Source organism: Variovorax sp. 679, from assembly GCF_003952185.1.
Classification (GTDB): Bacteria; Pseudomonadota; Gammaproteobacteria; order Burkholderiales; family Burkholderiaceae_C; genus Variovorax.
The window spans coordinates 61,930-87,663 of record NZ_RXFS01000006.1 but is presented as its reverse complement, the minus strand read 5'-3'; the positions used below and the strand labels follow the sequence as shown (position 1 = coordinate 87,663).

The window sequence follows — 25,734 nt, the reverse complement described above, 5'->3', positions numbered from 1 at the left end:
TTTGCCGGGCCACCGGTGTTGCCCCCGGCGAGGGGGGTGGCGGCCACACGCAGTGGGCAAGCCTGGGGGTGAGCTCAATGCGGCAGGAACAGCAGCCACACGATGAGCAGCACGTTGAACAGCACGGACACGCCCAGCGCCAGCTGGTAGAGCGCCAGCGGATCGCGGCGGATCAGCGGCGTGGCGGCGGGCGCGCTCACCGGGCGGGATGCACCGCGTTCGAGCGCGAGCAGAAGCTCCTCGGCGGTCTCGAAGCGTTCGCGCGGATCGCGGGCCACGGCCTTGCGCACCAGATGGTCGAGCCAGATCGGCACGTCGGGTCGCAGGCGCGAGAGCGCGACCGGGTCGCGTCGGTAGCGCGCCACCTGGTAGGGCTCGATCTCTCCGTAGGGCAGATGGCCGGTGAGCCACTGGTACAGCGTCACGCCGAGCGCGAACAGGTCGCTTCCGGCGTCGGCTGTGCCGCCCTCCTCCCACTGCTCGGGGTTGATGTAGCTGGGCGTGCCCGCATGCAGCTCTCGCTGGGCCGCGCCCTCCCGGCCGGACAGCGCCACGCCCAGGTCGAGGATGCGCCAGCGCCCGTCTTCGCCCAGGTGCAGGTTGCCGGGCTTGATGTCGCGGTGGATCACGCCCTGCCGGTGCAGCCGGCCGAGCGCACGGCTCAGCTCGATGCCGGCGGCCACCACCTCGGCCACCGCGCCGCGCGGGTTGGCCTTGCGCAGTTGCTCCAGCGTGCGTCCGCCGTGCCAGTCGAACACGATGTACAGCGCGCTCGCGTTCTCGGCGCGCTCGTGCACGCGGACGAAGCCACCGCCGCCAACACCTCCGACACGCAGCCCCAGCCACGCCTCGTGCGCCAGCATCGCGCGTTCCTGCGGGTCACCGGCGCGCGAGGGATGCAGCGTCTTCAGCGCGACCAGCTCTCGCGTAACAGGATGGCGCGCCTGGTAGAGCAGGTGCACGCCGGTGTCGGCCACCAGCGCGGTGACGGCGTAGCCGTCGAGCAGGTCGCCCACCTTCAGCGCGGGCGGCGGTGCGAGCCGGCGGCCGTCGCCGAGTTCGTCGTCGAGCTGTCGGGCGTCGAGCCCCACCACGCGAATGACCAGCGCGGTCGCGTTGTCGCGCGTGCCGGCATCGAGCGCCGCATTCACCAGCGCCTCGCTGGCCGCCTCGGCGTCGCCCTGCAGGGCCAGCGCGGCCACCTGCTGCGGCTTGAGCACGCCGTGCACGCCGTCGGAGCTCAGCACGAAGCAGTCGCCCACGCGGACATCGCCCTGCACGTAGTCGACGCGCACCTGGTCGTCGAGGCCGATGGCGCGCGTCAGCCGGCTGCGCATGTCGGGATGGTCGAAGGCATGGTCCTGCGTGAGCGGCACGGCCGGCTCGCCATCGGCGCGCACGCGCCAGGCGCGGGTGTCTCCCACGTGGGCGAGCGTGTAGCTCTGGCCGTGCAGCACCAGCGCGGTGAGCGTGGTGAGCGCGGTGCCGCCCTCTTCCCTGCTCTGGCGGCGGCGGTTGTGATCGGCCAGCCAGCCGTTCTGCGCGGCGATCAGCCGGTCGAGCGCGGCGGTCGGCTCCCATGTGGCGGGCGTGGCGAAGTAGTCGGCCAGCAGCCCCATCACCGTGGTCTGCGCCGCCTCGCGGCCGTGGCCGCCGCTGGACACGCCATCGGCAATGGCCGCGATGAGCCCGCGCGCCTCGTCGCCCGGCGGTGCATGCACCGCACCGGCGAAGTCTTCGTTCACCTCGCGCGGTCCGCGCCGGCTGCTGTAGCCGATGTCCACTTCAAAGCTCATGGCGCGATTCTCCACGCGCGCCGCGGGCACACGTTTGCTTGATTCCAGGAAAGGCGGAGCCCCATGAAGAAAATGAAACTCGTGATGGTCGGCAACGGCATGGCCGGCGTGCGCACGCTCGAAGAGCTGCTGAAGATCGCGCCCGACCTGTACGACATCACCGTCTTCGGCGCGGAGCCGCACCCCAACTACAACCGCATCCTGCTGTCGCCGGTGCTCGCGGGCGAGCAGACCATCGACGAGATCGTGCTCAACAGCTGGGAGTGGTACTCGGAGAACAACATCACGCTGCACGCAGGCAAGAAGGTGGTGGAGGTCGACCGGGTCAAGCGCATCGTGCGCGCCGAGGACGGCACCGAGGCCGCCTACGACCGCCTGCTGATGTGCACCGGCTCCAACCCCTTCATGCTGCCGGTGCCCGGCAAGGACCTGAAGGGCGTGATCGCCTACCGCGACATCGCCGACACCGACTACATGATCGAGACCGCGCGCACGCACAAGAACGCGGTGGTCATCGGCGGCGGCCTGCTCGGCCTGGAGGCCGCCAACGGCCTGATGCTGCGCGGCATGAACGTGACGGTGGTGCACGTCATGCCCTGGCTGATGGAGCGCCAGCTCGACGACGTGGCGGGCAAGCTGCTGCAGAAGTCGCTGGAAGACCGGGGCCTGAAGTTCCTGATGGGCGCGCAGACGCAGGATCTGGTCGGTGGTGAAGACGGCCGCGTCAAGACCATCCGCTTCAAGGACGGCACCGAAGTCGCGGCCGACCTGGTGGTGATGGCCGTCGGCATCCGCCCCAATGTGGAGCTGGCCGAGAAGATGCGCCTGCACTGCAACCGCGGCATCGTCGTCACCGACACCATGCAGACGGTGACCGACGCGCGCATCTACTCTGTCGGCGAATGCGCGGCGCACCGCGGCATCGCCTACGGGCTGGTGGCTCCGCTGTTCGAGCAGGCCAAGGTGGCGGCCAACCACCTGGCGCAGTTCGGCATCGGCCGCTACCTGGGTTCGCTCACTTCCACCAAGCTGAAGGTGACGGGCATCGACCTGTTCTCGGCCGGCGAGTTCATGGGCGGCGAAGGCACCGAAGAGATCGTCATGAGCGACCCCTTCGGCGGCGTCTACAAGAAGCTGGTGATCAAGGACGACAAGCTCGTGGGCGCCTGCCTCTACGGCGACACGGTGGACGGCAGCTGGTACTTCAAGCTGCTGCGCGACGGCCGCAGCGTGCACGACATCCGCGACAAGCTGATGTTCGGCGAATCGAACATCGGCGACACCGGCCACGAGGGCCACAACAAGGCCGCGAGCATGCCCGACGACGCCGAGGTCTGCGGCTGCAACGGCGTGAACAAAGGCACCATCTGCAAGGCCATCAAGGAAAAGGGCCTGTTCACGCTCGACGAGGTGAAGAAGCACACCAAGGCCAGCGCGAGCTGCGGCTCGTGCACCGGGCTGGTCGAGCAGATCCTGATGTTCACCGCTGGCGGCGACTACTCCGCCACGCCGAAGAAGAAGGCCGTGTGCGGCTGCACCGACGCGAGCCACCAGGACGTGCGCGACGCGATCCGCAAGGAGCACTACCTGACGCACGACGAGGTGTACCGCAACCTCGGCTGGCGCACGCCCAACGGCTGCGCCACCTGCCGCCCGGCCATCAACTACTACCTGATCAGCACCTGGCCCAAGGAGGCGAAGGACGATCCGCAGAGCCGCTTCATCAACGAGCGCAGCCACGCCAACATCCAGAAGGACGGCACCTACTCCGTCATTCCGCGCATGTGGGGCGGCCACACCACGCCCGACGAGCTGCGGCGCATCGCGGATGCGGCCGACAAGTACAAGATCCCGACCGTCAAGGTCACGGGCGGCCAGCGCATCGACCTGCTGGGCGTGAAGAAGGAAGACCTGGAGAACGTCTGGAAGGACATCGGCATGCCCAGCGGCTTCGCCTACGCCAAGTCGCTGCGCACGGTGAAGACCTGCGTGGGCAGCGAATGGTGCCGCTTCGGCACGCAAGACTCCACGCAGATGGGCAAGGACCTGGAGCGCGCGCTGTGGGCCATGTACTCGCCGCACAAGGTCAAGCTGGCCGTCTCGGGCTGCCCGCGCAACTGCGCCGAGGCCGGCATCAAGGACGTGGGCGTGATCGGCGTCGATTCGGGCTGGGAGCTCTACGTGGGCGGCAACGGCGGCATCAAGACCGAGGTGGCGCAGTTTCTCGTGAAGGTGAAGACCGCCGAGGAAGTGATGGAGTATTCGGGCGCCTTCCTGCAGCTCTACCGCGAGGAAGGCTGGTACCTGGAGCGCACGGTGCACTACATCGGCCGCGTGGGCCTGGACTACGTGAAGAAGAAGATCCTGGAAGACGCCGAAGGCCGCAAGGCGCTGTGGGAGCGCCTGCAGTTCGCACTCGACGGCGAGCCCGATCCGTGGTTCGAATCGGCGCAGGCTTCGGTGGACGTGCGGCAGTTCACGCCGCTGGCCGTATGAAGCGCAGGGCCTTCGTCGCTTGCGCGGCCGCCGCCGGCATGGGCGTCGGCTTGCGCGCGAATGCCCAGATCGCCGACCTCAACGACGCGATCAACAAAGCGGGCCGCCAGCGCATGCTGTCCCAGCGCACGAGCAAGGCCTACCTGGCGCTGGTGCAGAAGGTGGAGTCGCGCAACGCGCAGCAGGTGCTCGACAGGTCGATCGCGCTGTTCGAGCGCCAGCTGGGCGAGCTGAAGGCCTTTGCGCCCAGCCCGGCCATCCGCGCTACCTACGAGTCGCTCGAAGGCGCCTGGAGCGCGTTCAGGAACGAACTCACCGACGCCGCGCCGGGCAAGGAAGAAGCGGCCCGGGTCGTGAAGCTCGACGCCACGGTGCTCGCGCTGGCCAACCAGGGCACCGGGCAGTACGAAGCCGCATCGGGCAAGCCCGTGGGCAGGCTGGTCAACATCGCGGGGCGCCAGCGCATGCTGTCGCAGCGCATGGCGAAGTTCTACCTGGCCACGGCGATGCAGATCGACCCCACCGGCAGCACGGCCGAGATCGGCAAGTCGCGCACCGAGTTCGTGGCCGCGCTCGAAGTGCTGCGCAACGCGCCCGAGGCCACGGCGCAGATCAGGCAGGAGCTGGTGCTGGCCGACGCGCAGTGGATCTTCTTCAACCGCGGCCTGCAGCGGCTCGAAGGCGCCGGGGCTTCGCCCGCGCTGATGTCCGACGTGTTCGTCGCCAGCGAGAACCTGCTGGCGATCATGGACCGCGTGACCGGCCTGTATTCCGAAATCAAGTCTTAGAGAAAAGAAGAGAGCCCCACCATGAGCGATTGGAAAGTCATCTGCCGCATCGACGACATCCCCGTGCTCGGCGCGCGCCGCGTGGCACGGCCTGCCGGCGTGGACGTCGCCGTGTTCCGCAACGCCGAGAACGAAGTGTTCGCGCTGCTCGACCGCTGCCCGCACAAGGGAGGCCCGCTGAGCCAGGGCATCGTGTTCGGCACCAGCGTGGCCTGCCCGCTGCACAACTGGGCCATCGGGCTGGACGACGGGTGCGCCAAGTCGCCCGACGAAGGCTGCACGCCGAAGTTCGCGGTGAAGGTGGAAGACGGCGTGGTGCACCTGGACGCCGCCGAGCTGGCGACGCATGCCATCGACCTGGAGCGCCCGGTCGCCGGCCCGAAGCCTTTTGCAGTGCTGTCGGTTCTTCCGCTGGAATAACCCATGACGCAGGAGACCCGGTCCACCTGCCCGTATTGCGGCGTCGGCTGCGGGGTGATCATCGAGTCGACCGGCGACGAGATCACCGGCGTGCGCGGCGACCCGGAGCACCCGGCGAACTTCGGGCGGCTGTGCACCAAGGGCTCGACGCTGCATCTCACGGCCAGCGCCACGGTCACGCGGCAGACGCGGCTGCTGCAGCCCATGCAGCGCCTCGTGCGCGGCGAAGCGCCCTTGGTGGTGAGCTGGGACACCGCGCTGGACAACGCCGCCGGCAAGTTCGCGCAGGTGATTCGCGACCACGGCCCGGACTCGGTCGGCTTCTACGTGTCGGGCCAGCTGCTGACCGAGGACTACTACGTCTTCAACAAACTCGCCAAGGGCCTGGTCGGCACCAACAACATCGACACCAACTCGCGCCTGTGCATGAGCAGCGCCGTGGCCGGCTACAAGCAGACGCTGGGCGCCGACGCGCCGCCGGCCTGCTACGACGACCTGAAGGACGCGCAGTGCCTCTTCATCGTGGGCAGCAACACGGCTTGGGCGCACCCGATTCTTTTCCGCCGCATCGAGGACGCGAAGGCGGCGAACCCGGCGCTGAAGATCGTGGTGGCCGATCCGCGCCGCACCGACACGGTGGAAATCGCCGACCTGTTCCTGCCCATCCAGCCCGGCACCGACGTGATGCTGTTCAACGGCATGCTGCACCTGATGCTGTGGGAGGGCTGGATCGACGCGAAGTACATCGCGGCGCACACCAGCGGCTTCGACGCGCTGAAGGCCACGGTGCGCGAGTGCACGCCGGAAAAGGTGGCGCAGGTCTGCGGTATCTCGAAAGACGACCTGCTCGAAGCGACGCGGCTCTTCGCCACCTCGCCCGCCACGCTCAGCCTGTACTGTCAGGGGCTGAACCAGTCGTCGAGCGGCACGGCGAAGAACGCGGCGCTCATCAACCTGCACCTGGCGACCGCGCAGATCGGCCGCCCCGGCGCGGGTCCGTTCTCGCTGACCGGCCAGCCGAACGCGATGGGCGGGCGCGAGGTGGGCGGCCTCGCCAACCTGCTGAGCGCGCACCGCGACCTGGGCAACCCCGATCACCGCGCCGAGGTGGCGGCGCTCTGGGGCGTGCCTTCCGTGCCGGAGAAGCCGGGCAAGACCGCAGTGGAGATGTTCCAGGCGGCGGCCGACGGCGAGATCCGCGCGCTATGGATCGCCTGCACCAACCCGGCGCAATCGATGCCCGACCAGGCGACGGTGCGCCGTGCGCTGGAGCGCGCCGAGTTCGTGGTGGTGCAGGAGGCCTTCTCCACCACCGCCACCTGCGCTTTCGCCGACCTGCTGCTGCCCGCCACCACCTGGGGCGAGAAGGAAGGCACCGTGACCAACAGCGAGCGCCGCATCTCCCGCGTGCGTCCGGCCGTGCCGGCACCGGGCGAGACGCGCAACGACTGGTCGATCGCGGTGGCCTTCGCGCACCGGCTCGAACGGCAGATGGGCCGCGCCTTCACGCTGTTTCCGTACGAGACGGCCGAATCGGTCTGGAACGAGCACCGCGAATCCACGCGCGGTCGTGACCTCGACATCACCGGCATGAGCTACGCGATGCTGGAAATCGCCGGCCCGCAGCAATGGCCGCTGAAGGAAGGGGAAAGCACCGGCCGCGTGCGTCTCTACGAAGACGGCGTGTTCCCCACGGCGGACGGCCGCGCCCGTTTCGTCGACACCGTCTACAAGCCTGTGGCCGAGGCGCGCGAGGCGCGCTATCCCTTCTCGCTGAACACCGGCCGGCTGCGCGACCAGTGGCACGGCATGAGCCGCACCGGCACGGCCGGGCGCCTGTTCGGCCACGTGCCCGAGCCCGTGGTGCAGATGAACGCGCAGGACATGGCCCGCCGCCAGATCCGTGAAGGCGACCTGGTGCACCTGACCTCGAAGCGCGGCTCGATCATGCTGCCCGCGCGCGCCAGCGCCGAAGTGGGGCTGAGCCAGGCCTTCGTCGCCATGCATTGGGGCGAGGAATACCTCAGCGGCTGCTCGTCGAGCGGAACGAGGCTCGCGGGCATCAACGCGCTGACCACGCCGGCCTTCTGCCCGACCTCCAAGCAGCCGGAGCTGAAGCACACGCCGGTGAAGATCCTCAAGGCCGAGCTGCCCTGGTCGCTGCTGGCCATGGCCTGGCTGTCCCCCGGCGAGGCGCTGGCCGCGCACCGCGAGCTGCAGCAGACGATGGCGCTGTTTCCTTTCGCGACCTGCGTGCCGTTTTCCGGCAACACGCAGGGAACCGAACGCACCGGGCTCCTCTTCCGTGCCGCCGCGCACGATGCGCCCGACGACGCGCTGGTCGAGAAGATCGAGACACTGCTCGGCCTGCAGGCCGCCGACGCACTGCGCTATGCCGACCGCCGCCGGGGCCAGCGCCGCTCGGCCCGGCTGGTGCGCCGTGCCGACGGCAGCGCGGGCCTCGAAGCCTTCCTGCTCGGCGGCGACACCAGCGCCGAGGCGTGGATCGCCACCCTGCTGCGCGAGGAACTGCCCGCGCAGAGCTACGGCCGCCTGCTGCTGTCGCCGGGCTCGAAGGCGCCGGTGGCGGTGCAGTCGCGCGGCAAGACGGTGTGCACCTGCTTCAACGTGGCGGACGTGGCGATACAGACCGAACTGGCCCGCTGCACCGGCAACGCCGACGAGCGGCTGGCCAAGCTGCAGGGCGCGCTGAAGTGCGGCACCAACTGCGGCTCGTGCATTCCCGAACTGAAGCGCATGGTGCGGGCGACGCCGGCCGAAGCCATGGCGGAGGCCCCGTGACTGCCCTGGGCATAAGCCGAATGACGTTTCGGCATAAGCCTTGCGGGACAATCCGCCTACCCATGGGAATCAGCCAATACATCAAGGAAATCGGCCGCGGCGCGCGAGGCGCCAGGCCGCTCACGCGCGAACAGGCCACCGACCTGTTCGGCCAGGTGCTGGACGGCACCGTGACCGACCTCGAAATCGGCGGCTTCTGCCTTGCCATGCGCATCAAGGGCGAGACGCCCGAGGAGATGGCCGGTTTTCTCGATGCCACCCACGCACGGCTGAACCTCGTTCCCGCCGGCGACCGCCCGCTGGTCGTGCTGCCGAGCTACAACGGCGCGCGCAAGCTGCCGGTGCTCACGCCGCTGCTGGCGCTGCTGCTGGCGCGCGAAGGCCTGCCGGTGCTGGTGCACGGCAGCGCGAGCGAAACCTCGCGCGTGCTGGCGTCGAACGTGCTCACGGCGCTCGACCTGCCGCCCATGACCGCCATCCGCCCCGTCGCAAATGGCGAGGTGGCCTTTGCGCCCACCGAGCTGCTGAACCCCGCGCTCAAGCGCCTGCTCGACGTGCGCCGCGTGGTCGGCCTGCGCAACCCCGGCCACAGCGTGGTGAAGCTGATGCAGCCCACCGCCGGCCCCTGCGTCGTGGTGGCCAGCTATACGCACCCCGAATACGCCCGCGTCATGGGCGAGACCTTCGAGCTCACCGGCATGACCGCCCTGCTCTCGCGCGGCCTCGAGGGCGAAGTGGTGTCGGACCCGCGCCGCACCGCGCAGATCGACGGCTTCGTGCGCGGCGTGCGCACCGAACTGCAGTCGCAGGAGGCCGGCACCGCATCCGAAGTGCCGGGCCTGCCGAAGGAAATCGACGTCGCCACCACCGCCGACTACACGCGCCGCGTGCTGGCCGGCGAGCTTCCCGTGCCGGAGGCGATCGCGACGCAGGTCAGGCACATCACGCAACTGGCATTGGCATCCCACGCATGAACAACGACAACCCCACCTCCCTCATCGCCGGCCGCTGCACGCTGGTGGGCGCCGGCCCCGGCGACCCCGAGCTGCTGACCATCAAGGCCGTGAAGGCGATCCAGGCCGCGACGGTGCTGCTGGTCGACGACCTCGTGAACGACGAGATCGTGCAGGCCTACGCCCGCCCCGGCGCACGCATCGTGCACGTGGGCAAGCGCGGCGGCTGCAAGAGCACGCCGCAGGCCTTCATCGAGCGGCTGATGATCACCGCCGTGCGCGAAGGCGAGACCGTGGTCCGCCTCAAGGGCGGCGACCCGTTCATCTTCGGCCGCGGCGGCGAGGAGGTCGAGCACCTGCGCGAAGCGGGCATCGAATGCGCGGTGGTCAACGGCATCACCGCCGGCCTCGCGGCAGTGACCGCGCTGGGCGTGCCGCTCACTCACCGCGACCATGCGCAGGGCGTGGTGTTCGTCACCGGCCACGCCAAGACCGGCGCCGGTGCTGCCGAAGACCCGACCGACTGGCGTGCGCTGGCCGCGACGGCGTACAACGCGCGGCTCACGCTGGTGATCTACATGGGCGTGTCGGGCGCGGCGCACATCGAGCGCGAACTGCTGCAGGGCCTGCCGGGCGACACGCCGGTGGCGGTCATCCAGCACGCGAGCCTGCCGCACCAGAAGCACATCGCGACCACGCTGGGCAAGCTGCAGGACGGCATCGCCGAAGCCGGGCTGGCAAGCCCGGCGGTGATCGTGGTGGGCGACGTGCTGCGCGGGCTGGCCGCGGCGGCGCTTCCGGTGCCGGCCTCGCTGGACGCGGGGCGCTTCGGGACCTGAGCGCCGCGTCGCTCACCCGAAGTACGGATGCTCGGCGGGAAACAACGCCCGCTTGACGAACCTGCGCCACTGCACGGGCGCGCGATCACCCAGCACGATCAGGCCGGCGCAATAGGCCTGGGCCCGGTACTGCGCCGTCAGGCCCTTGATCGCCTCTTCGGCCATGCGCGCATCCCGTGTGGTCTTGAGCACGGTCACGAATTCGCGCACCTTCCGTGCGTCTTCGGGTGACATGTACTTGAACAGCTCCATCGGCTTGTCGGTAGGCCGCCCGTGCTTGACCGCAAGCCCGATGGCGGGAAGCAAGGCATCGAAGTCGTTGACCGTGACAGCTGCGTAGGATTCGAGCGCCTTGGCCACCTGCTTCTGACTCGCCCCGTCGGACGCGCCGATCAGCACAAGCAGCCGCACCGGGGGTTGCGTCCCCGAGGTGGCGATCCCGAAGGCCTTGTCCAGCTGGCCCCGGCTCATGGCGATGTAGCCGAACGCGGAACTGTCCGGTGGAATGTCCTTGCCGGTCTCCAGCATCTGCTGGATCTGCAGGAAACTCGACTTCGCCCGGAGGTCGTCGAGCGATGCGCCCTCACCCTGCTCGATGCGCCGGATGCGGGCAAGCTCGTCCGTGGTGATGCTGCCGAGCAGCGGTGCCTTGGCGCCTGCCCTTTCATAGGCGCGGCGCGCTTCGGGCCAGGCCTGCTCGCCAGCCCACACATGCCCCGCGGCGTAGGACAACCAGGCGCTGTCGGGGTGCTCCGCGGCGCCCTTCTTGAACGCGGCGTCCTTGGCAACCTGGTCATTCATGCAACGCACCACCAGATAGCCCAGGTCGCTCACGCCCGGATTCGCCTTCGCCAGCGCGCGATGCCGTTCGCAGACGCTCTCGCGCTCCTCGGGCGAGCCTGCAAGGTTCTGCTGCTCGCGCAGCGTTGCAACCTCGAGCGGCGCACGCGCCACACGCTCGGCAACGATCTGCGCATGCATCTCGGGCGCCTGCTGCTCGGCGGCCGCCAACCATTCGAGCAAGTAGACGGACTGGCCCGCATCCCACTTGCCGTGCGCCTCGATCAGCGCCTTGCGGTAGCTCGCGTCGTCCACCATGTTCAGGTTGTTGGTGGCGGAGCGGGTCTCGGGCCCGCTGATGACCGAGCGCGTGCCGCCACTGCCCTTGCGGGTGCTGATCTGCTGCGGCGGAGCCTCGAAGAGCACGTCGGCCGATTGCATCGACCAGCGGGGCGCACCCAGTTGCCTTTCGGGCTGCGGCGTGCCGGGCCCATATACCGCCGTCCAGGCCATCATCGGCGCAGCGCCGGCCACGTTGTAGACATAGCGCGTCCCGGTCAGCTCGGGATTGGCCGAGAAGGACTCGATCTCCTGCCCTTCGGTCGTCCGCGCACTCAGCCTGACAGGCTTGTCGGCCTCCACCTCGAAGCTGCTCCTCCCACCCGGTGCGAGTGTCGCGGAGCTGCCGCCCACGCGAACCTTCACTTCGCGGTCGAGCCCGTTGTAGGCGATCACGCTGGCGCTGCCGAGCGAGGTGCTGATGCCCATGAGGCTCGCGATCACGCCGCCGGCCACGGCGAGTCGCGCGGCGCCGGCCCACCAGCCGTCCGCGGTCTGGAAGCGCGACCAGGCATCGAGCTTCTTCTGGCGCGGACGTTCGCTTCCGTTCGTCAGCGTGGCATGGGTGCCCGGCACCACGGGAGCGGCCGGCGGTTCGCCTGCGGGTGCATGCGACAACGCGACCTCGGCCAGTTGGGCTTCGGTGCCCAGCAACTGGTCGAGCGCCGCCCTGCGCAGGCTGCCCAGCGCGCGCACCATGGGCCGCACCCAGCTGTCCGAAGCCCGGAGCCATTCGTTGATGTTCTCGCGTGTCGGGTAGCCGAAGTTGAATTCACCCACCATCGCCGACCAGCTCTCGCTGCCCATCAGCGCCAGCGCCACCGGGCCGGCCTGTACGCCCGGCGCGTCCCTGGCGATCTCGGCCATGCCGCTGAAGAGCGCACTCGCGTTCGCCAGCACGCGCTGGGCCTCTGCCTCGTTGGTCTTTCGCTTGGCAGTGACCATGGCGAAGGTATTGAGCATCGCCGACTGCAGATCGATCAGGTCCGCCTCGACGTTCTCGGCGTAGTGCAGCAGGCGCAGTTGGGCCAGCCAGCCGGCCTCCCATTCGGGGCCCGAGACCACGGCCAGCGCGTGCAGCGTGGAGCGGCAGCGGCGGTCATGCGCTTCGAGGTCGCTCTCGATCGCGGTGATGTCGCGCGCGACTTCGTCGATGGCGCCCGGCAGGTCGCGCTTCCTGATCGCCCGGCCGCGATGCTCCAGGCGCGGTCCTTCGCTCTTGGCGATGCCGTCCTGCACCGCAACCAGCGCGGCCCGCTCGTGCTTCAGCGCGTCGAGCCGTTCGAGCGCCCCCGAGAGCGACTCCGGGTAGAGCCCCGGCAATGCGGCGGCTGCCTCCGCCGCGCCGATGCGGTCGAACAGTTGCTCGGCCGTGTGCTGCGTGCGAGTGACGCTGCGCCCCAGGTACACGCCGCGATAGCGCCGCTTGTACGACTCGCGGTCGTATTCGACGTCGAGCGCCTGCGACGCGGCCTCGGGCGTGAGGGCCTCGGGCGGGGGGACGATGTGGCTTATCAGGGCGCCGCAGATGCGCTGGCGAAAGGCCGGCGCATCGTCGAACAGTTCCCAGGCGGAGCTTTCGCGGGTCTCGGCGCGCAGGTAGATCTTCTTCGCGTTCTCTTCGCGTTCGTGACTGGCGGGATGGGTAGCCCACATGCGCGACACCGACACCCTGTCGCGCTTGAAGATGCGATGGGCCGCATGGCCGTCCGCAGGCGCCGGAGGCGGTACGCCGTAGCCCGGGTCGTCGAAGATCACGCGCAGCTTCCGGATGACCTGGGACTGGATGTCGTACAGGTCGGGCACGGCGTGGCCCTTGTGCAGCTGCTGGTTGGCGAAATCGAGGGCCCGGTCCCATGCGGCATCGGCTGCCTGCATCTTGTAGAGCGCATCGATCAGCGCGTCGCTGCCCGCGAGGCTCACCGACACGCGGTCGGCCTGGAACTCCATTTCCCGCGACAGGGCGCGGTCGGCCAGCACCACGACGCGAAACAGGCTGTCCACCACCGAACGGATCGACCACACCAGCAGCGAGAACAGCCAGCCGATCCAGGCGATCCGGATATCGGTGCGCGAGAGCCCTTCCAGGAAGCGATCGAGCCCGTCGCGCTTGGCCACGATATGGGCCGCGATCTGCTGCGACAGGTAGACCCAGCGGCCCACGGCCATGCTGCGCTGCGCAAAGTGACCGAATTCGTGCGCGAGCACCGCCTTGAATTCCGAAACGGTCAGCACGTTGACCAGCGGCAGCCCGATCTCCAGGTTCTTCTTCGAGGGAAAGAAGAAATTGAGCAGCGACAGGTCGTAGAACACCGCCGCGTTGACCCGTGAGGACACGTAGACCTTCGCCGGGCGAGGCGCCCGGGCTTCGTCCGCGAGCCGATGGAGAAAGGCGAAGAGCCGGGGTTGCTCGGCCGGGGTGATCTCGGTCAGACCGCCCAGTTCGCCGCGCCGCACGAACACAAGGGCCTTCAGCATGAACACCGCGAGGAACGCGGCCCCCAGGCCCACCAGGGTCAGCAGCATCCCGTCGCGCGAGCCGTAGTACACGGCCCGCAGGGAAAGGTACGCTTTCCAGGCCAGCCAGCCCGAAAACAGCAGGTAGGCCCCCACGAAAACCAGCAGCGCCACCATCGCCAGCCATGCCTGCCGCCTGTAGGCGGGCGATGCCTTCGCCAGCTGACTTCCCGCACCAGCGGGACCCGCTGGATAAAGTTGATCCACCATGTTGTTCCCTCTTCCTCGGACGATTCGCTGTTCTTCGAGCCGGCGGGCTACACCCATCGGCCCATGACACCGATAATTCCACTTCGATGTGTGCGGATTCTTACATTCGCAAAAGAAACAAATAGAGGGAAAAAGTGCTCGAGAAACTCAATGAATTCACGGAAAGCCACGGTGAATTGCGCCGCGGCAAAGGCCTGGTCACCGGAACCATCGCGCTGAGCCTGGGCATCCTGTGCTTTCTCGGCGTACTGGCCTTCCACTTTCCGCAGTACCTCACGACGCCCGAGTTGCGCAAGAGCTACAACGTCGACGTGATGCGCGTCATCCTGCTGGCGGCGCTGGTCGTCGCGGGCGGGCTGTCGCTGGTCAACATCATCTTCAACCGCTCGCGCTGGCTCTCCTCGGCGGCGTTCCTGCTGGTGGCGGTCTCGGCGCTGCTGGGCGGGCACAAGGTGCCGGTACATGACTTCGCCGACCACACGCCGTACATCGGACTCGACTGGTTCATCCTCGACCTGCTGGGCTCGTCGCTGATCTTCATCTTCATCGAGAAGCTGTTCGCGCTGCGAAAGGACCAGCCGGTGTTCCGCGAGGAGTGGCAGACCGACTTCCACCATTTCGTGGTGAACCACATGATCGTGGGCTTCGTGCTGCTGGCCACCAACCTGATGGTGCACAAGCTCTTCGGCTGGGCCGCCAACGACGGCATCCGGGGCTGGGTGGGCAACCTGCCGTTCTGGGCCGGGCTGCTGCTGATCATCCTGGTGGCCGACCTCGTGCAGTACTGGACGCATCGTGCCTACCACGAGGTGCCCGTGCTGTGGCGCCTGCACGCGGTGCACCACAGCGTGAAGAGCATGGACTGGATGGCGGGCTCGCGCCAGCACATCCTCGAGCTGCTGATCACGCGCACGCTGGTGCTGGCGCCCATCTACGTGCTGGGCTTCAGCAAGGACGTGATCGACGCCTACATCGTGGTGGTGGGCTTCCAGGCGGTGTTCAACCACTGCAACGTGAGCGTGCGGCTGGGCCCGCTGCGCTACCTGATCGTGACGCCCAACTTCCACCACTGGCACCACAGCCAGGACCAGGAGGCGCTGGACAAGAACTACGCGGCGCACTACGCCTTCCTCGACTACATCTTCGGCACGGCCGTGAAGAGCACCAAGCTCTGGCCCGAGAAGTACGGCGTGCTGGGCGACTACGTGCCCAACGGCTTCTTCAAGCAGTTGAAGTTCCCGTTCATCTGGAAAGGCTGATGCGTATCGCCTTCCGGGCCGCCGCGGCCATCGTTGCCGCGGGCGCCGCATTGCTGCTGGCGGGTTGCGCCACCCGCCTCGACCTGCCGACCAAGGACACCGGGCTGCGCCTGCGCGTGCAGAGCTCTGTGATTGCGCCGGGCAACGGCGGCGAACTCATCGCCGCCGACGCGCTGGCGCCGGGCGACATCCTGCTGACCTCCATCGCCACGGTGAACTCCTTCGGTATCCGGCTGGGCACCTTCTCGCCGGTGAGCCACGCGGTGCTGTACCTGGGCGACGGCCAGATCGCCGAGGCCGTGGGCACGGGTGTGCGCGCGCGGCCGCTCGCCGAAGTGGTCGACGAAGAACAGATGGTCGTGGCCTTCCGCGTGCCGGGCGTGGACGACGCCGGTGCCGCGCGCATGCGCGAATGGGCGATGTCGCAGGTCGGCGTTCGCTACAACACCGTGGGCGTGCTGCTGAACGCGCCCTTCGTGCTGAACCGCCGGCTGTGCGAACTGCCGCTGATGCCTACTGCCGTGAGCCACTACTGCATGAGCGGCATGGCCATGGTGCAGCTGGGCGCGAGCCGCGACGACCAGTTCTTCTGCTCGCAGTTCGTGCTGGAGGCCTACAGGCAGGCCGGCCTGCCGATCACCAGCGCCGACCCGCGCTGGGTGAGCCCGGCCGACCTGCTGCACATGCGCGAGGGCGACGTGCCCTCCATCGCCGCCACGCAGCCGCTGCGCTACGTCGGCCACCTGAAATACAACCCGCCGCCGCTGCTCGCGGCCGATGGCCCTTGAGCGCGGACGTTTCTTCCGCGTCGCGCTTCGACGTCGTCGTGATCGGTGCCGGGGCCGCGGGGCTGTTCTGCGCCGGCGTGGCAGGCCAGCGCGGGTTGAAGGTGCTGGTGCTGGACCACAGCGAGAAGGTGGGCGAGAAGATCCGCATCTCGGGCGGCGGGCGCGCCAATTTCACGAATCGCGACCTCGACGTGCGCGCGCCGCAGCGCCACTTCATCGGCGACAACCCGAATTTCTGCCGCTCGGCGCTGTCGCGCTATGCACCGCAGCAATTCATCGAACTGGTGCAGAAGCACGGAATCGCCTTCCACGAGAAGCACAAGGGGCAGCTGTTCTGCGACGGCTCGTCGCAGCAGATCGTCGACATGCTGCTGGCCGAATGCGCGGCGGGCGGGGTCGAGCGGTGGCAGCCGTGCAAGGTCGGAAAAATCGTATCGGCAGGCCCTGGCAGCTATCAAATCGAGAGCAGTCGCGGACTGATCGAGACGCCGAAGATCGTGGTCGCTACCGGCGGCCTGTCGATTCCGCAGATCGGCGCCAGCGACTTCGGCTATCGCATCGCGGAGCAATTCGGCCTGCGGATCGTCACGCCTCGACCGGCGCTGGTGCCGCTGACCTTCGGCGGCGACGCCTGGGCACCGTATGCCGAGCTGGCCGGCCTGGCGCTGCCGGTGCGCATCGAGACCGGCGCCAAGAAGGAAAAGATGGCTTTCCTCGAAGACCTGCTCTTCACCCACCGGGGCCTGTCGGGCCCGGCAGTGCTGCAGATCTCGAGCTACTGGAAGCCCGGCGCCCCGCTGACGCTCGATTTCGCCCCGGGCGTGAACGTGGCCGAGTCACTGGGCGAAGCCAAGTTGCGATCGAAGAAACGCATCGCCAACGAGCTCGCCACGCTGGTGCCCTCCCGGCTGGCCGACGCCTGGGTCGGGCAGGACCCGGCCCTGCAGCGCCCCGTCAACGAAGCGGCCGACAAGGCGCTGGCGGCCCTGTCGGAGCGCGTCGCCCGCTGGCAGATCGTCCCGAGCGGCACCGAGGGCTACAAGAAGGCCGAGGTCACGGCCGGCGGCGTCGACACCCGCGACCTGTCGTCCCAGACCATGGAATCCAAGCAGCCGGGCCTGTATTTCATCGGCGAAGTGGTCGATGTGACCGGCTGGCTGGGCGGATACAACTTCCAGTGGGCCTGGGCGAGCGCCCACGCGTGCGCCCAAGCCCTCTGAGCAACCCTGAGGCCCCGTCCAGGGACACCGAGGAACCGGCTCCGCCGGGCCTCCGGTGTCGCCCCCGGCGAGGGGGAAGGCGAAGCGACACGAAGTGCGCGCAGCCTGGGGGAGTGCTATACTCGCGGGCTAACTCTTGGCCTTACCTCAACGGCCGCAATGTTTTTCAGTTGAGGAACCCCGGCTTGGGGCCTCGATCTCTCCAAGCCAAATTCATTTCAACGATTCATCAATGACCACCATCCGCGTTAAAGAAAACGAGCCCTTCGACGTCGCACTGCGCCGTTTCAAGCGCACCATCGAAAAGCTCGGCCTGCTGACCGACCTGCGTGCCCGCGAGTTCTACGAAAAGCCGACCGCCGAGCGCAAGCGCAAGAAGGCCGCCGCGGTCAAGCGCCACTACAAGCGCGTGCGCAGCATGCAGCTGCCCAAGAAGCTGTACTAAGCAACGCCCCGGGCGGCAGGCTCCAGACGAAAGTCAGCACAGCCGCTCCGTTGCCTCAGCCGCGCCAGGGAAACCTGCCGCGGCTTTTGTTTTTTCCGAAAGGTTGCCGAAGAATGACTATCAAAGAACAGATCACCGAAGACATGAAGACGGCGATGCGCGCCAAGGAATCCGAGCGCCTTGCCACCATCCGCCTGCTGCTCGCAGCCATGAAGCAGAAGGAAGTCGACGAGCGCGTGGAGCTCGACGACACCATGGTCGTCGCCATCGTCGACAAGATGGTCAAGCAGCGCAAGGACTCGATCGCTGCCTTCACCACCGGCGGCCGCACCGACCTCGCCGACAAGGAAGCCGCCGAGATCAAGGTGCTGGAGGTCTATCTGCCCCAGCGCATGAGCGCCGATGAAACGGCGGCCGCGGTGAAGGCCATCGTGGCCGAACTGGGTGCCAGCGGCCCCGGCGACATGGGCAAGGTAATGGGCGTGGTCAAGACCCGCCTCGCCGGCAAGGCCGACATGGGCCAGGTCAGCGCAGCGGTCAAGGCCGCTCTCACGGGCGCCTGAAGATGACGAACAACACCGGCAGCCCCTCCGCCACCATCCCCAAGGCCTGCGCCTGCCTGGTCGACGCGCGGGGCCGGCTGTTGGTGTTCCGCCATCCCGAGGATGGCGGCATGCAGCTCCCCAAGGGCACCATCGAGCCCGGCGAATCGCCCGAAGTGGCGGTGCGCCGTGAGCTGCTCGAGGAATCCGGCATCGACTACGCCGGAGCACTTCAGTCGCTGGGCACGCTGGATCGCGAATGCGAAGCCGGCGTCGAAGGCAACACGCACCGCCATCCGCAGCTGTGGCACATCTTCCTGATGCGCGCCGAGGGCACGCTGCCCGAGAGCTTCACGCACACGGCAACGGGCAGTCCCGAGGAAGAAGGCCTGGTGTTCCTGTTCAGCTGGCTCGAAGCCGGCGACGCGCTCGACGACTTCGCCCTGCCCTACCGCCAGACCATCGAGCGCGTACGCTCGACGCTGCTGCTCGCCGCAGCCTGAGCCATCGTCGTCACAGCCCGGCGCGTGCGGCCATGTACAGGCCCAGCAGCGCCAGCCCGATCAGGAAGCAGCGCCTGAACACCGCCACCGACAGCCTCTTGCGCAGCCAGGTCCCGAGCACCATGCCGCCGATGGCCGGCGCCAGCATCGCGACCGAGCCTCCGATCACCGACATCGGATAGCCCCCGTTCCCGGCCAGCCCGATGGCCAACACCACCGTCGAGGTGGTGAACGAAATCCCCATCGCCTGGATCAGCGAATCGCGCTGGAACCCCAGCGCCTGCAGGTACGGCACCGCCGGCACCGCGAACACTCCCGTCACCGCCGTGACCAGCCCCGTGACGATGCCCACCAGCGGTCCCACCCAGCGCGCCTGCGCGTCGGTCACATGAAGCTGCCGCCCGGTCAGCCCCCAGACCGCGTAGACGACCAGCGCCACCCCGAGCGCAATCGTCACCCACGCCCCCGCAGGCACGCCCAGCCAGAACGCGCCGCCCAGCGTGCCGACCACCACGCCCGCCTGCATCCCGCCGATGCGCCGCAGCACCGGCATGAAGCTCGCGCGCGGCCCGGTCTGCCAGATGTTGGTGACGAGCGAGGGCACGATCAGCAGCGCGGCCGCCTGCGCCGGCGTCATCCACAGCGCGAGCAGCCCCATCGACACCGTCGGCAGCCCGAGGCCGACCACGCCCTTGATCACGCCGGCCAGCAGGTACACGGCCGTGGCGGCGGCCCAGAAAGTCATCGCGTCGTTCGTTGGCATCGTCATCGCGGCCGAGTCTGCCGGGGAAGCCCGCACCCGGAAATGCGGCATTCGCGCAGCCGGCCTCAGGCTGGGACTGAGGCTCCTGGTGCACACTCCGGCGGATCATGCGATTCGATCTCACCGACCTGCGGCTCTTCCTCAACGTGGTCGAAGCCGGCAGCCTCACCGGCGGCGCCGCACGCTCGCACATGACGCTGGCCTCGGCCAGCCAGCGCGTGCGCGGCATGGAAGACGCGCTCGGCTCCCCGTTGCTCACCCGCCATGCGCAGGGCGTTCGCGCCACCGAAGCAGGCCGCACGCTGCTGCACCATGCACGCGTCGTGCTGCAGCAGATGGAACGGCTGCGCGGCGAACTCGGCGAATACGGCCAGGGCCTCAAGGGCCATGTGCGCTTCATGTGCGGCACCTCGGCGCTGACCGAGCACCTGCCCGAGGTGCTGAGCCGCTTTCTCGCCGAGCACCCGCGCATCTCGGTCGACCTGGAAGAGCGCCCCAGCCCCGACACCGTGGAAGCGCTGCGCGCCGGCCTGTGCGACATCGGCATCGTCTCCGACGCCATCGACAGTGAGGGGCTCGAATGCCATCCCTTCCGGCGCGACGACCTCGTGCTCGTGATGCCGCGCGGCCACGCGCTCGCCGGGCGCCGACGCCTGCGGCTGGCCGAGGTGGTCGACAGCGAGTTCGTGGGCCTGCCCGCTGACAGCGCCCTGCAGCTGCTGATCACGCAGCACGTGCGCGCCCTCGGCAAGCACCTCGCCTACCGGGTGCGCGTGCGCAACTTCGAGGCTGTGTGCCGCATGGTGGAGTACGGCATCGGCGTCGGCATCGTCCCGCAGACCGCGGCCGAACGCTGCGCCCGCTCGATGAAGATCGCGCGCGCCTCGCTCGCCGACGCCTGGGCCGAACGCACGCTGATGGCCTGCGTGCGCTCGTCGGCCGACCTGCCGCTCAATGCCCGGCGCATGCTCGACCACCTGATCGCGCCGGCGGAAGAAATCAGGAAGAAGTGACCGGCCGCCCCTGGTGCGCGCGCGCCGCCACGAAAGCGTCGAAGGCTTCGCTGCTGGTCTTGCGCGGAACGTAGCCGAAGCGCTCCTTCAGCGCCGTGTTGAGCAGCACCGGCCGGTAGCGCAGGAAGTCGAGCTGCTCAGGGCCGTAGCGGCTCACGCCAAGCGCCGAGCCAACCGACAGTGCTGTCTTCAGCACACCGGCCGGCCAGTCGACCGCATGCTTGCCGAGGCGCGAGGCGATCTCGTGGATGGTAAGCGCGCCATCACCCGCGAGGTTGTAGCAGCCGGGCTGCGCGCCGCCGAGCGCATGCGCGATGGCACCCGTCACGTCCTCGTCCCACACGAACACGAAGGGGCTCGCGCTGCCGCGGATGGCGATCAGCCGCTTCTTCTCGAACAGCGCCGTGATCTGGTTGTCCACCCGCTCGCCGAGGATCGTGCCGATGCGCAGCACCGTCTGCGCCAGTGCCGGATGCCGCTCGCGACAGCCGGCCAGCATCTCCTCCACCTGCCGCTTGTGATCGGCATAGGCGAACACCACGTTGCCGCGCAGCGGCTGCGACTCGTCGATCCATGCCGGGTTGTCTGCGTGGTAGCCATAGGCCGCGCCGCTCGACGACACCACGATGTGCCGCACCCCTTTCGCCACGCAGGCTTCGAGCACGTTGCGCGTGCCGCCCACGTCGACCGAATGCTCGAAGGCGCGATCCGAGTCCTTGCCCGGCGTGACGATGGAGGCCAGGTGCACGACGGTGTCGATGGCATGGTCGGCGATGGTCTCGGCGATGCGCGAATCGCGCACGTCCAGCCGCTGGTAGGTCACGCCCATCAGGCGGCGGTCCGCGGGCACCTCGCGCACATCGACCGCAACCAGCGCCTGCAGCATGCCCTGCTCCGCCAGCGCCGCGAGCACGCTGCGCCCCAGGAAGCCGTCGGCCCCGGTCACCAGCACGCGCCGTGCGACGAACCCTTCGTTCATGGCTTCACGGGCCTGCGCCCCCACCAGCTCGCCAGCGCCAGGCCCGCGATGATGTCCCAGAAGCCCCACACGCCCGCAACCACGGCCATGCCGCCGAGCCCGCCGAAGAAGCTGAAGATGAGCACCAGCCCGAGCCCCGAGTTGCGGATGCCCACCTCGATGGACACCGCGCGCCGGTCGTAGTCGCCCAGCCCCGAGAGCCGCGCGCACAGGTAGCCCGTGCCGAAGGCCAGCGCGTCGTGGATCACCACAGCCAGCAGCACCAGCCCCACGTAGTCGAGGAAGAAGCGCCAGTTGCCCGCGATGGCGCCGATGATGAACACGATCAGCGCGACGAAGCTCAGCACGCCCACCGGCTTCTTGATGCGCGCCGTGAGCGCCGGCAGCCTGTGCGCGCACGCCACGCCCAGCACGAAGGGAATGCCGATGATCATCACGATGTGCCCCAGCATGTCCAGCGGATCGAGCGCGATGGTCTTCAGCAGCGCCGATGCCGTCGGATGCAGGCCGCCCCAGAATGCGAAGTTCAGCGGCATCACGACGATGGAGATCGCGTTCGAGATCGCCGTCATCGACACCGACAGCGCCACGTTGCCGCGCGCGCGGTGCGTGAGGATCTGCGAGATGTTCCCCGGCGGGCAGCAGGCCACCAGGATCATGCCCAGCGCGATGCTCGGGCCGGGCTTGAGGATCAGCGTGAGCACATAGGTGACGGCCGGCAGCACGATGAACTGCGCGCCTATGCCCACGGCCATGGCGCCTGGCATGCGCGCCACGCGCCTGAAGTCTTCGATGCGCGTGTCCAGCGCGATGCCGAACATCAAAAAGCCCAGCACCACGTTGAGCAGCACCAGCGAGGCCGGATTGAAGTGAAGGCGTATCTCGTCGACGGGCAGCATGCGCGGGGCTTCCTTCGTTCTTCGTCTTCAGGCGGGGGCGGCCAGCGCCGCGGCCGCGTTGCGCACGGCCGCGCGGTAGGTGTCCTTGTGCACGTAGTACGCCATGCGCTCCAGCTGCAGGTACTTGAAGCCGCCCGACAGGTCGGGTATCGGCCCCTGTGCGGCCGTGCGCAGCGCGGCGGCGCACGGCAAGCCGGCCGCCTGCGCGCGGAAGTAGCGAGCCACCAGCTCGGCCTGCTCGTACCGCCCCTGCCATCCGATGCCGCTCGCCTCGATCATCCCGAGCACCGCGATGTTCTCGAAGCGCGGCGAGAAGATGTTGAGGTACAGCCGTGGCGCCATGCCCTGCCAGTTCAGCAGCTCGCGGTCGATGAACGGGTAGTGCAGCGCATAGCCGGTGGCCGCCAGGATCAGGTCGTAGTCGCGCGCGCTGCCGTCCCTGAAGTGCACCGTGCGTCCGTCGAGCCGCGCGACGTCGGCGCGCACGCCGATGTCGCCGTGGCCCACATGGTGCAGCACCAGCGAGTTCACGATGGGGTGCGACTCGTACATCCGGTAGTCGGGCTTCGGAAAGCCGAATCGCACCGGATCGCCGGTGAACCACTTGAGCACCGTGGAGTCGATGCGCTGCTTGAGCCACGGCGGCAGCGGCCGCTTGCCACCGAGCGTGTCGGCCGGCTTGCCGAACACGTACTTGGGCACGAAGTAGTAGCCGCGCCGCACCGAGATGTCGACGCTCTTCGCGTAATGCACCGCATCGACCGCGATGTCGCAGCCCGAGTTGCCCGCGCCGACGATCAACACGCGCTTGTCCTTGAAGAGTTCCGGGTGCTTGTAGTCGCTGGTGTGCAGCAGCTCGCCATCGAAGTTGCCGTCGAAGCTCGGCCGCTTGGGCTCGGCAAGCGTGCCATTGGCAATGACCACGCCCCTGTACTCGGCCGTCTCGACGGTGCCCTCCCCGTCCTCGGTGGTGACGAGCCAGCGCGTATCGGGCGCGTCGCTCGCCGGCTCCACACGCAGCACGCGCGTGCCGAAGCGGAAATGTTCGCGCAGACCGAACCTATCCGCGAAGTCGCTGAAGTAGCTGCGCAGTTCGCGGTGGCTCGGGTAGTCGGCCACGCTGTCGGCCATCGGGAACTCGGTGAACTCGGTGGTGTGCTTGCTGGAGATCAGGTGCGCCGAGTGGTAGACGGTGGAGCGCGGATTGGCGATGTCCCACAGGCCGCCCACGTCACCGTGCGCCTCGAAGCCCTGGAACGGCACGCCGTGCTTCTGCAGGTTGCGCGCACCGGCAAGGCCGGAGGGGCCGGCGCCGATCAGTGCGATCTGTTCGTGGGTCGGTACTGCTGCTGCGTTGGACGTCATCGGGGCGGAGGCTCCTTCGAAAGACCGGGAATGGCAGTGGCGCCCGCCTCGCCGATGCGCGGCTTGCGCGGCTGGCCACGCAGCAGGCGGTCGTGCAGTTTCTCCGGCAGCAGGTCGAGCGCCTTCGACAGCCAGCCGATGCGGCGCGGCAGCACGATCTTCTCGCGCCCCGCCGCCACGGCCGCCAGCAGCCGGTGCGCGGCATCGTCGGCCTCGAGCAGCCCCGGCATCGCGAAGCGGTTGCCGGCTGTGAGCGCGGTGCGGATGTAGCCGGGGCTGACCGTGTGCACCGTGAGCCCCGTCTCGCGCAGCTCGGCGCGCAGGCTTTCCAGGTAGCGGATCAGCCCGGCCTTGCTCGCGCAGTAGGCGCCGTTGCCCGGCATGCCGCGCCAGCCGGCGATGCTGGCCACGCCGACCAGCGCGCCGCGTCGCTGCGCGCGCATCGCGCTCACGAAAGGCTGGAAGGTGGTGGCCGCGCCCAGCAGGTTGATTTCGAGCATGCGGCGGAACACCGCGAGGTCGCCGGCCTCGGCGGTGTCGTAGCCGCCCGCGACGCCGGCGTTGGCGATCACGAGGTCCGGCACGCCGGCCCGCGCCGTCCAGTCGACGGCCACGGCCTGCATGGCGGCGCCTTGGGATACGTCGGGGGTGTAGACCGAGCAGCGGTCCGGCGCGAGCGCGGCCAGTTCGGCGAGCCTGCCGGTGTCGAGCCCCACCAGCGCCACGCTCGCCCCGTTGCCGATCAGCTCGCGCGCCAGCGCCTGTCCCAACCCGCCGCAGGCACCGGTGAGGACGACGTTTCGGAACGGCAAGGGCATTGGCGCGAGGGCTCCGGGTGGCAAAAACCCGGCCACTTTATCCGCGCATGCGCGCCGCGCCCCCCGGCATTTCCCCTTGCCCGGCGCCCTTGCGTCGAAGGATTGCCCGAGCCGTCAGGCGGCCACAGGCTCCGGAAACTCGATCTGGATCTTCACGTCCGTCGCGCGGCCGGCCGCCGCTTCCTCGAAGGCCTTGATGCCGTCCTCGAACGCGAAGGTGCGCGAGATGAATGGCTTCACGTCGACCTGCCCCGAGGCGATCAACGCCAGCGCGCGCGGGAAGATGTTGGCGTAGCGGAACACCGACTCGATGCGCGCCTCCTTCGCCTGGATGGCCACGATGTCGAAGGCCACCTTGTCGGCGGGTATGCCCACCATCACCAGGCAGCCGCCGGGGCACAGCAGGTCGAAGATGCCGTCGAAGGCGCGCGCGCTGCCGCTGGCCTCGAACACCACGTTGGCGCCCCAGCCGTCGGTCAGCGACTTCACGGTGTCGGCAAGCTTGCCGTTGCGCACGTCGACCGTGGTGACGGCCGGGTTGCCGGCGAAGAGCGCCAGCTTCTCCGGCACGAGGTCCGCGAGGATCACGCGCGCCGCGCCGCCCGCGAGCGCGGCCAGCGCCGTCATCGCGCCGATGGTGCCGGCGCCGATGACCACCGCCACGTCGCCCGGCTTCAGCGCGGCCTTCTTCGCGGCCTGCAGGCCGATGGCCAGCGGCTCGACGATGGCGCCCTCGCCGAAGCTCACGTTGTCGGGCAGGCGGAAGGTGAAGGCCGCCGGGTGCACCACGAAGGGCGTAAGGCAACCATGGATCGGCGGCGTGGCCCAGAAGCGCACGGCAGGGTCGAGGTTGTAGATGCCCTCGAGCGTGGCGCGCGAATCCATGCGCGGGATGCCGGGCTCCATGCACACGCGGTCGCCCGGCTTGAGGTGCGTGACCTCGGCGCCCACCTCGGCCACGATGCCCGAGGCCTCGTGGCCCAGCACCATGGGCTCTTCCACAACGTAGGGGCCGATGCCGCCGTGCTGGTAGTAGTGCACGTCGCTGCCGCACACGCCCACGGTGTGCATGCGGATCTTCACGTCGCGCGGCCCCATGTCCAGGGGAAGCTCGACGTCGCGCAGCCTGAGCTCGTGCGCTTTTTCCAGAACCAGTGCTTTCATTTTCTTGAGTCCTTGAAGGAGTGTTGTCGGTATGTC

The 25,734-nt window shown here is 68.7% G+C and carries 21 protein-coding genes; 13 read left to right on the top strand and 8 right to left on the bottom strand.

Annotation, left to right across the window (positions count from 1 at the left end; all coding sequences use genetic code 11):
- Positions 1-74 precede the first annotated feature (74 nt).
- Positions 75-1,796 (bottom strand): bifunctional protein-serine/threonine kinase/phosphatase, encoded by a 1,722-nt coding sequence (locus tag EJO71_RS16230; protein WP_125950033.1) that lies wholly within the window; start codon positions 1,794-1,796, stop codon positions 75-77.
- A gap of 63 nt (positions 1,797-1,859) precedes the next feature.
- On the opposite strand from EJO71_RS16230, the gene nirB reads away from it, so the two are divergent.
- The 6 genes from nirB (at position 1,860) to cobA (ending at position 10,094) form a co-directional block, all read left to right on the top strand.
- Positions 1,860-4,292 carry a nitrite reductase large subunit NirB gene (gene nirB / locus EJO71_RS16225; RefSeq protein WP_125950034.1) on the top strand — a complete coding sequence of 811 codons (2,433 nt, stop codon included), beginning with the start codon at positions 1,860-1,862 and terminating at the stop codon, positions 4,290-4,292.
- The gene (locus tag EJO71_RS16220) at positions 4,289-5,080 is read left to right on the top strand and encodes a type IV pili methyl-accepting chemotaxis transducer N-terminal domain-containing protein (RefSeq protein ID WP_125950035.1); all 792 of its coding nucleotides are present in this window, start codon (positions 4,289-4,291) and stop codon (positions 5,078-5,080) included. The genes nirB and EJO71_RS16220 overlap by 4 nt, the downstream gene beginning before the upstream one ends.
- 21 nt (positions 5,081-5,101) lie before the next feature.
- Entirely contained in the window at positions 5,102-5,500 is a 399-nt protein-coding gene (gene nirD, locus EJO71_RS16215; protein ID WP_125950036.1) for a nitrite reductase small subunit NirD, read from the top strand.
- 3 nt (positions 5,501-5,503) lie between these two features.
- Positions 5,504-8,302 carry a nitrate reductase gene (locus EJO71_RS16210; RefSeq protein WP_125950037.1) on the top strand — a complete coding sequence of 933 codons (2,799 nt, stop codon included), beginning with the start codon at positions 5,504-5,506 and terminating at the stop codon, positions 8,300-8,302.
- A 62-nt stretch (positions 8,303-8,364) separates the two neighbouring features.
- A complete protein-coding gene (gene ybiB, locus EJO71_RS16205) occupies positions 8,365-9,276 on the top strand; it encodes a DNA-binding protein YbiB (RefSeq protein ID WP_125950038.1) in 912 nt (303 codons plus the stop codon).
- Entirely contained in the window at positions 9,273-10,094 is an 822-nt protein-coding gene (cobA, locus tag EJO71_RS16200) for a uroporphyrinogen-III C-methyltransferase (protein ID WP_125950039.1), read from the top strand. The genes ybiB and cobA overlap by 4 nt, the downstream gene beginning before the upstream one ends.
- A 12-nt stretch (positions 10,095-10,106) precedes the next feature.
- Here the strand turns inward: cobA and EJO71_RS16195 are convergent, their stop codons facing one another.
- Positions 10,107-13,940, bottom strand: coding sequence for a M48 family metallopeptidase (locus tag EJO71_RS16195; RefSeq protein WP_164546848.1), 3,834 nt, complete (start codon positions 13,938-13,940; stop codon positions 10,107-10,109).
- Between the two features lie 134 nt (positions 13,941-14,074).
- Here EJO71_RS16195 and EJO71_RS16190 point away from each other — a divergent pair, with 134 nt between their 5' ends.
- The 6 genes from EJO71_RS16190 to EJO71_RS16160 all read left to right on the top strand — a co-directional run bounded on the left by EJO71_RS16190 (position 14,075) and on the right by EJO71_RS16160 (position 18,697).
- Positions 14,075-15,199, top strand: coding sequence for a sterol desaturase family protein (locus EJO71_RS16190; RefSeq protein ID WP_125950041.1), 1,125 nt, complete (start codon positions 14,075-14,077; stop codon positions 15,197-15,199).
- On the top strand, positions 15,199-15,987 hold the full coding sequence (locus EJO71_RS16185) for a YaeF family permuted papain-like enzyme (RefSeq protein WP_125950042.1): 789 nt from the start codon (positions 15,199-15,201) through the stop codon (positions 15,985-15,987). Before EJO71_RS16190 ends, EJO71_RS16185 begins: the two co-directional genes overlap by 1 nt.
- Positions 15,984-17,207: an NAD(P)/FAD-dependent oxidoreductase gene (locus tag EJO71_RS16180; RefSeq protein ID WP_125950043.1), complete on the top strand. Its 1,224-nt coding sequence runs from the start codon at positions 15,984-15,986 to the stop codon at positions 17,205-17,207. Before EJO71_RS16185 ends, EJO71_RS16180 begins: the two co-directional genes overlap by 4 nt.
- Positions 17,208-17,439: 232 nt before the next feature.
- Complete coding sequence (rpsU, locus tag EJO71_RS16170) at positions 17,440-17,652, top strand: 30S ribosomal protein S21 (RefSeq protein WP_007833691.1); 213 nt, start codon at positions 17,440-17,442, stop codon at positions 17,650-17,652.
- A gap of 113 nt (positions 17,653-17,765) precedes the next feature.
- On the top strand, positions 17,766-18,215 hold the full coding sequence (locus tag EJO71_RS16165) for a GatB/YqeY domain-containing protein (RefSeq protein WP_125950044.1): 450 nt from the start codon (positions 17,766-17,768) through the stop codon (positions 18,213-18,215).
- Between the two features lie 2 nt (positions 18,216-18,217).
- Positions 18,218-18,697 (top strand): NUDIX domain-containing protein, encoded by a 480-nt coding sequence (locus EJO71_RS16160; protein WP_125950045.1) that lies wholly within the window; start codon positions 18,218-18,220, stop codon positions 18,695-18,697.
- Between the two features lie 10 nt (positions 18,698-18,707).
- Here the strand turns inward: EJO71_RS16160 and EJO71_RS16155 are convergent, their stop codons facing one another.
- Positions 18,708-19,466, bottom strand: a complete 759-nt coding sequence (locus EJO71_RS16155) for a sulfite exporter TauE/SafE family protein (protein WP_171022532.1) — start codon at positions 19,464-19,466, stop codon at positions 18,708-18,710.
- A gap of 101 nt (positions 19,467-19,567) precedes the next feature.
- Between EJO71_RS16155 and EJO71_RS16150 the strand changes: the two genes are divergently transcribed.
- Complete coding sequence (locus EJO71_RS16150; RefSeq protein ID WP_125950047.1) at positions 19,568-20,473, top strand: LysR family transcriptional regulator; 906 nt, start codon at positions 19,568-19,570, stop codon at positions 20,471-20,473.
- Here the strand turns inward: EJO71_RS16150 and EJO71_RS16145 are convergent.
- The 5 genes from EJO71_RS16145 to EJO71_RS16125 all read right to left on the bottom strand — a co-directional run bounded on the left by EJO71_RS16145 (position 20,460) and on the right by EJO71_RS16125 (position 25,698).
- Positions 20,460-21,452 carry an SDR family oxidoreductase gene (locus EJO71_RS16145; protein WP_125950048.1) on the bottom strand — a complete coding sequence of 331 codons (993 nt, stop codon included), beginning with the start codon at positions 21,450-21,452 and terminating at the stop codon, positions 20,460-20,462. The two genes, EJO71_RS16150 and EJO71_RS16145, sit on opposite strands and share 14 nt — an antisense overlap.
- The gene (locus EJO71_RS16140) at positions 21,449-22,351 is read right to left on the bottom strand and encodes a bile acid:sodium symporter family protein (RefSeq protein WP_125950049.1); all 903 of its coding nucleotides are present in this window, start codon (positions 22,349-22,351) and stop codon (positions 21,449-21,451) included. The genes EJO71_RS16145 and EJO71_RS16140 overlap by 4 nt, the downstream gene beginning before the upstream one ends.
- A 27-nt stretch (positions 22,352-22,378) precedes the next feature.
- Positions 22,379-23,716 carry an NAD(P)-binding domain-containing protein gene (locus tag EJO71_RS16135; RefSeq protein ID WP_125950050.1) on the bottom strand — a complete coding sequence of 446 codons (1,338 nt, stop codon included), beginning with the start codon at positions 23,714-23,716 and terminating at the stop codon, positions 22,379-22,381.
- Positions 23,713-24,534 carry an SDR family oxidoreductase gene (locus EJO71_RS16130; protein ID WP_125950051.1) on the bottom strand — a complete coding sequence of 274 codons (822 nt, stop codon included), beginning with the start codon at positions 24,532-24,534 and terminating at the stop codon, positions 23,713-23,715. Before EJO71_RS16130 ends, EJO71_RS16135 begins: the two co-directional genes overlap by 4 nt.
- A 114-nt stretch (positions 24,535-24,648) precedes the next feature.
- Positions 24,649-25,698: an NAD(P)-dependent alcohol dehydrogenase gene (locus tag EJO71_RS16125; RefSeq protein ID WP_125950052.1), complete on the bottom strand. Its 1,050-nt coding sequence runs from the start codon at positions 25,696-25,698 to the stop codon at positions 24,649-24,651.
- Positions 25,699-25,734 lie beyond the last annotated feature (36 nt).

Bases quoted from the DNA above. Each gene is read 5' to 3' on its own strand.
- EJO71_RS16145 (WP_125950048.1), bottom strand. From the start codon at position 21,452: ATGAACGAAGGGTTCGTCGCACGGCGCGTGCTGGTGACCGGGGCCGAC.
- nirB (WP_125950034.1), top strand. From the start codon at position 1,860: ATGAAGAAAATGAAACTCGTGATGGTCGGCAACGGCATGGCCGGCGTG.
- EJO71_RS16210 (WP_125950037.1), top strand. From the start codon at position 5,504: ATGACGCAGGAGACCCGGTCCACCTGCCCGTATTGCGGCGTCGGCTGC.
- EJO71_RS16125 (WP_125950052.1), bottom strand. From the start codon at position 25,698: ATGAAAGCACTGGTTCTGGAAAAAGCGCACGAGCTCAGGCTGCGCGAC.
- EJO71_RS16140 (WP_125950049.1), bottom strand. From the start codon at position 22,351: ATGCTGCCCGTCGACGAGATACGCCTTCACTTCAATCCGGCCTCGCTG.
- EJO71_RS16195 (WP_164546848.1), bottom strand. From the start codon at position 13,940: ATGGTGGATCAACTTTATCCAGCGGGTCCCGCTGGTGCGGGAAGTCAG.
- EJO71_RS16135 (WP_125950050.1), bottom strand. From the start codon at position 23,716: ATGACGTCCAACGCAGCAGCAGTACCGACCCACGAACAGATCGCACTG.
- cobA (WP_125950039.1), top strand. From the start codon at position 9,273: ATGAACAACGACAACCCCACCTCCCTCATCGCCGGCCGCTGCACGCTG.
- ybiB (WP_125950038.1), top strand. From the start codon at position 8,365: ATGGGAATCAGCCAATACATCAAGGAAATCGGCCGCGGCGCGCGAGGC.
- EJO71_RS16165 (WP_125950044.1), top strand. From the start codon at position 17,766: ATGACTATCAAAGAACAGATCACCGAAGACATGAAGACGGCGATGCGC.
- EJO71_RS16130 (WP_125950051.1), bottom strand. From the start codon at position 24,534: ATGCCCTTGCCGTTCCGAAACGTCGTCCTCACCGGTGCCTGCGGCGGG.
- nirD (WP_125950036.1), top strand. From the start codon at position 5,102: ATGAGCGATTGGAAAGTCATCTGCCGCATCGACGACATCCCCGTGCTC.
- EJO71_RS16155 (WP_171022532.1), bottom strand. From the start codon at position 19,466: ATGACGATGCCAACGAACGACGCGATGACTTTCTGGGCCGCCGCCACG.
- rpsU (WP_007833691.1), top strand. From the start codon at position 17,440: ATGACCACCATCCGCGTTAAAGAAAACGAGCCCTTCGACGTCGCACTG.
- EJO71_RS16185 (WP_125950042.1), top strand. From the start codon at position 15,199: ATGCGTATCGCCTTCCGGGCCGCCGCGGCCATCGTTGCCGCGGGCGCC.
- EJO71_RS16220 (WP_125950035.1), top strand. From the start codon at position 4,289: ATGAAGCGCAGGGCCTTCGTCGCTTGCGCGGCCGCCGCCGGCATGGGC.
- EJO71_RS16160 (WP_125950045.1), top strand. From the start codon at position 18,218: ATGACGAACAACACCGGCAGCCCCTCCGCCACCATCCCCAAGGCCTGC.
- EJO71_RS16150 (WP_125950047.1), top strand. From the start codon at position 19,568: ATGCGATTCGATCTCACCGACCTGCGGCTCTTCCTCAACGTGGTCGAA.
- EJO71_RS16230 (WP_125950033.1), bottom strand. From the start codon at position 1,796: ATGAGCTTTGAAGTGGACATCGGCTACAGCAGCCGGCGCGGACCGCGC.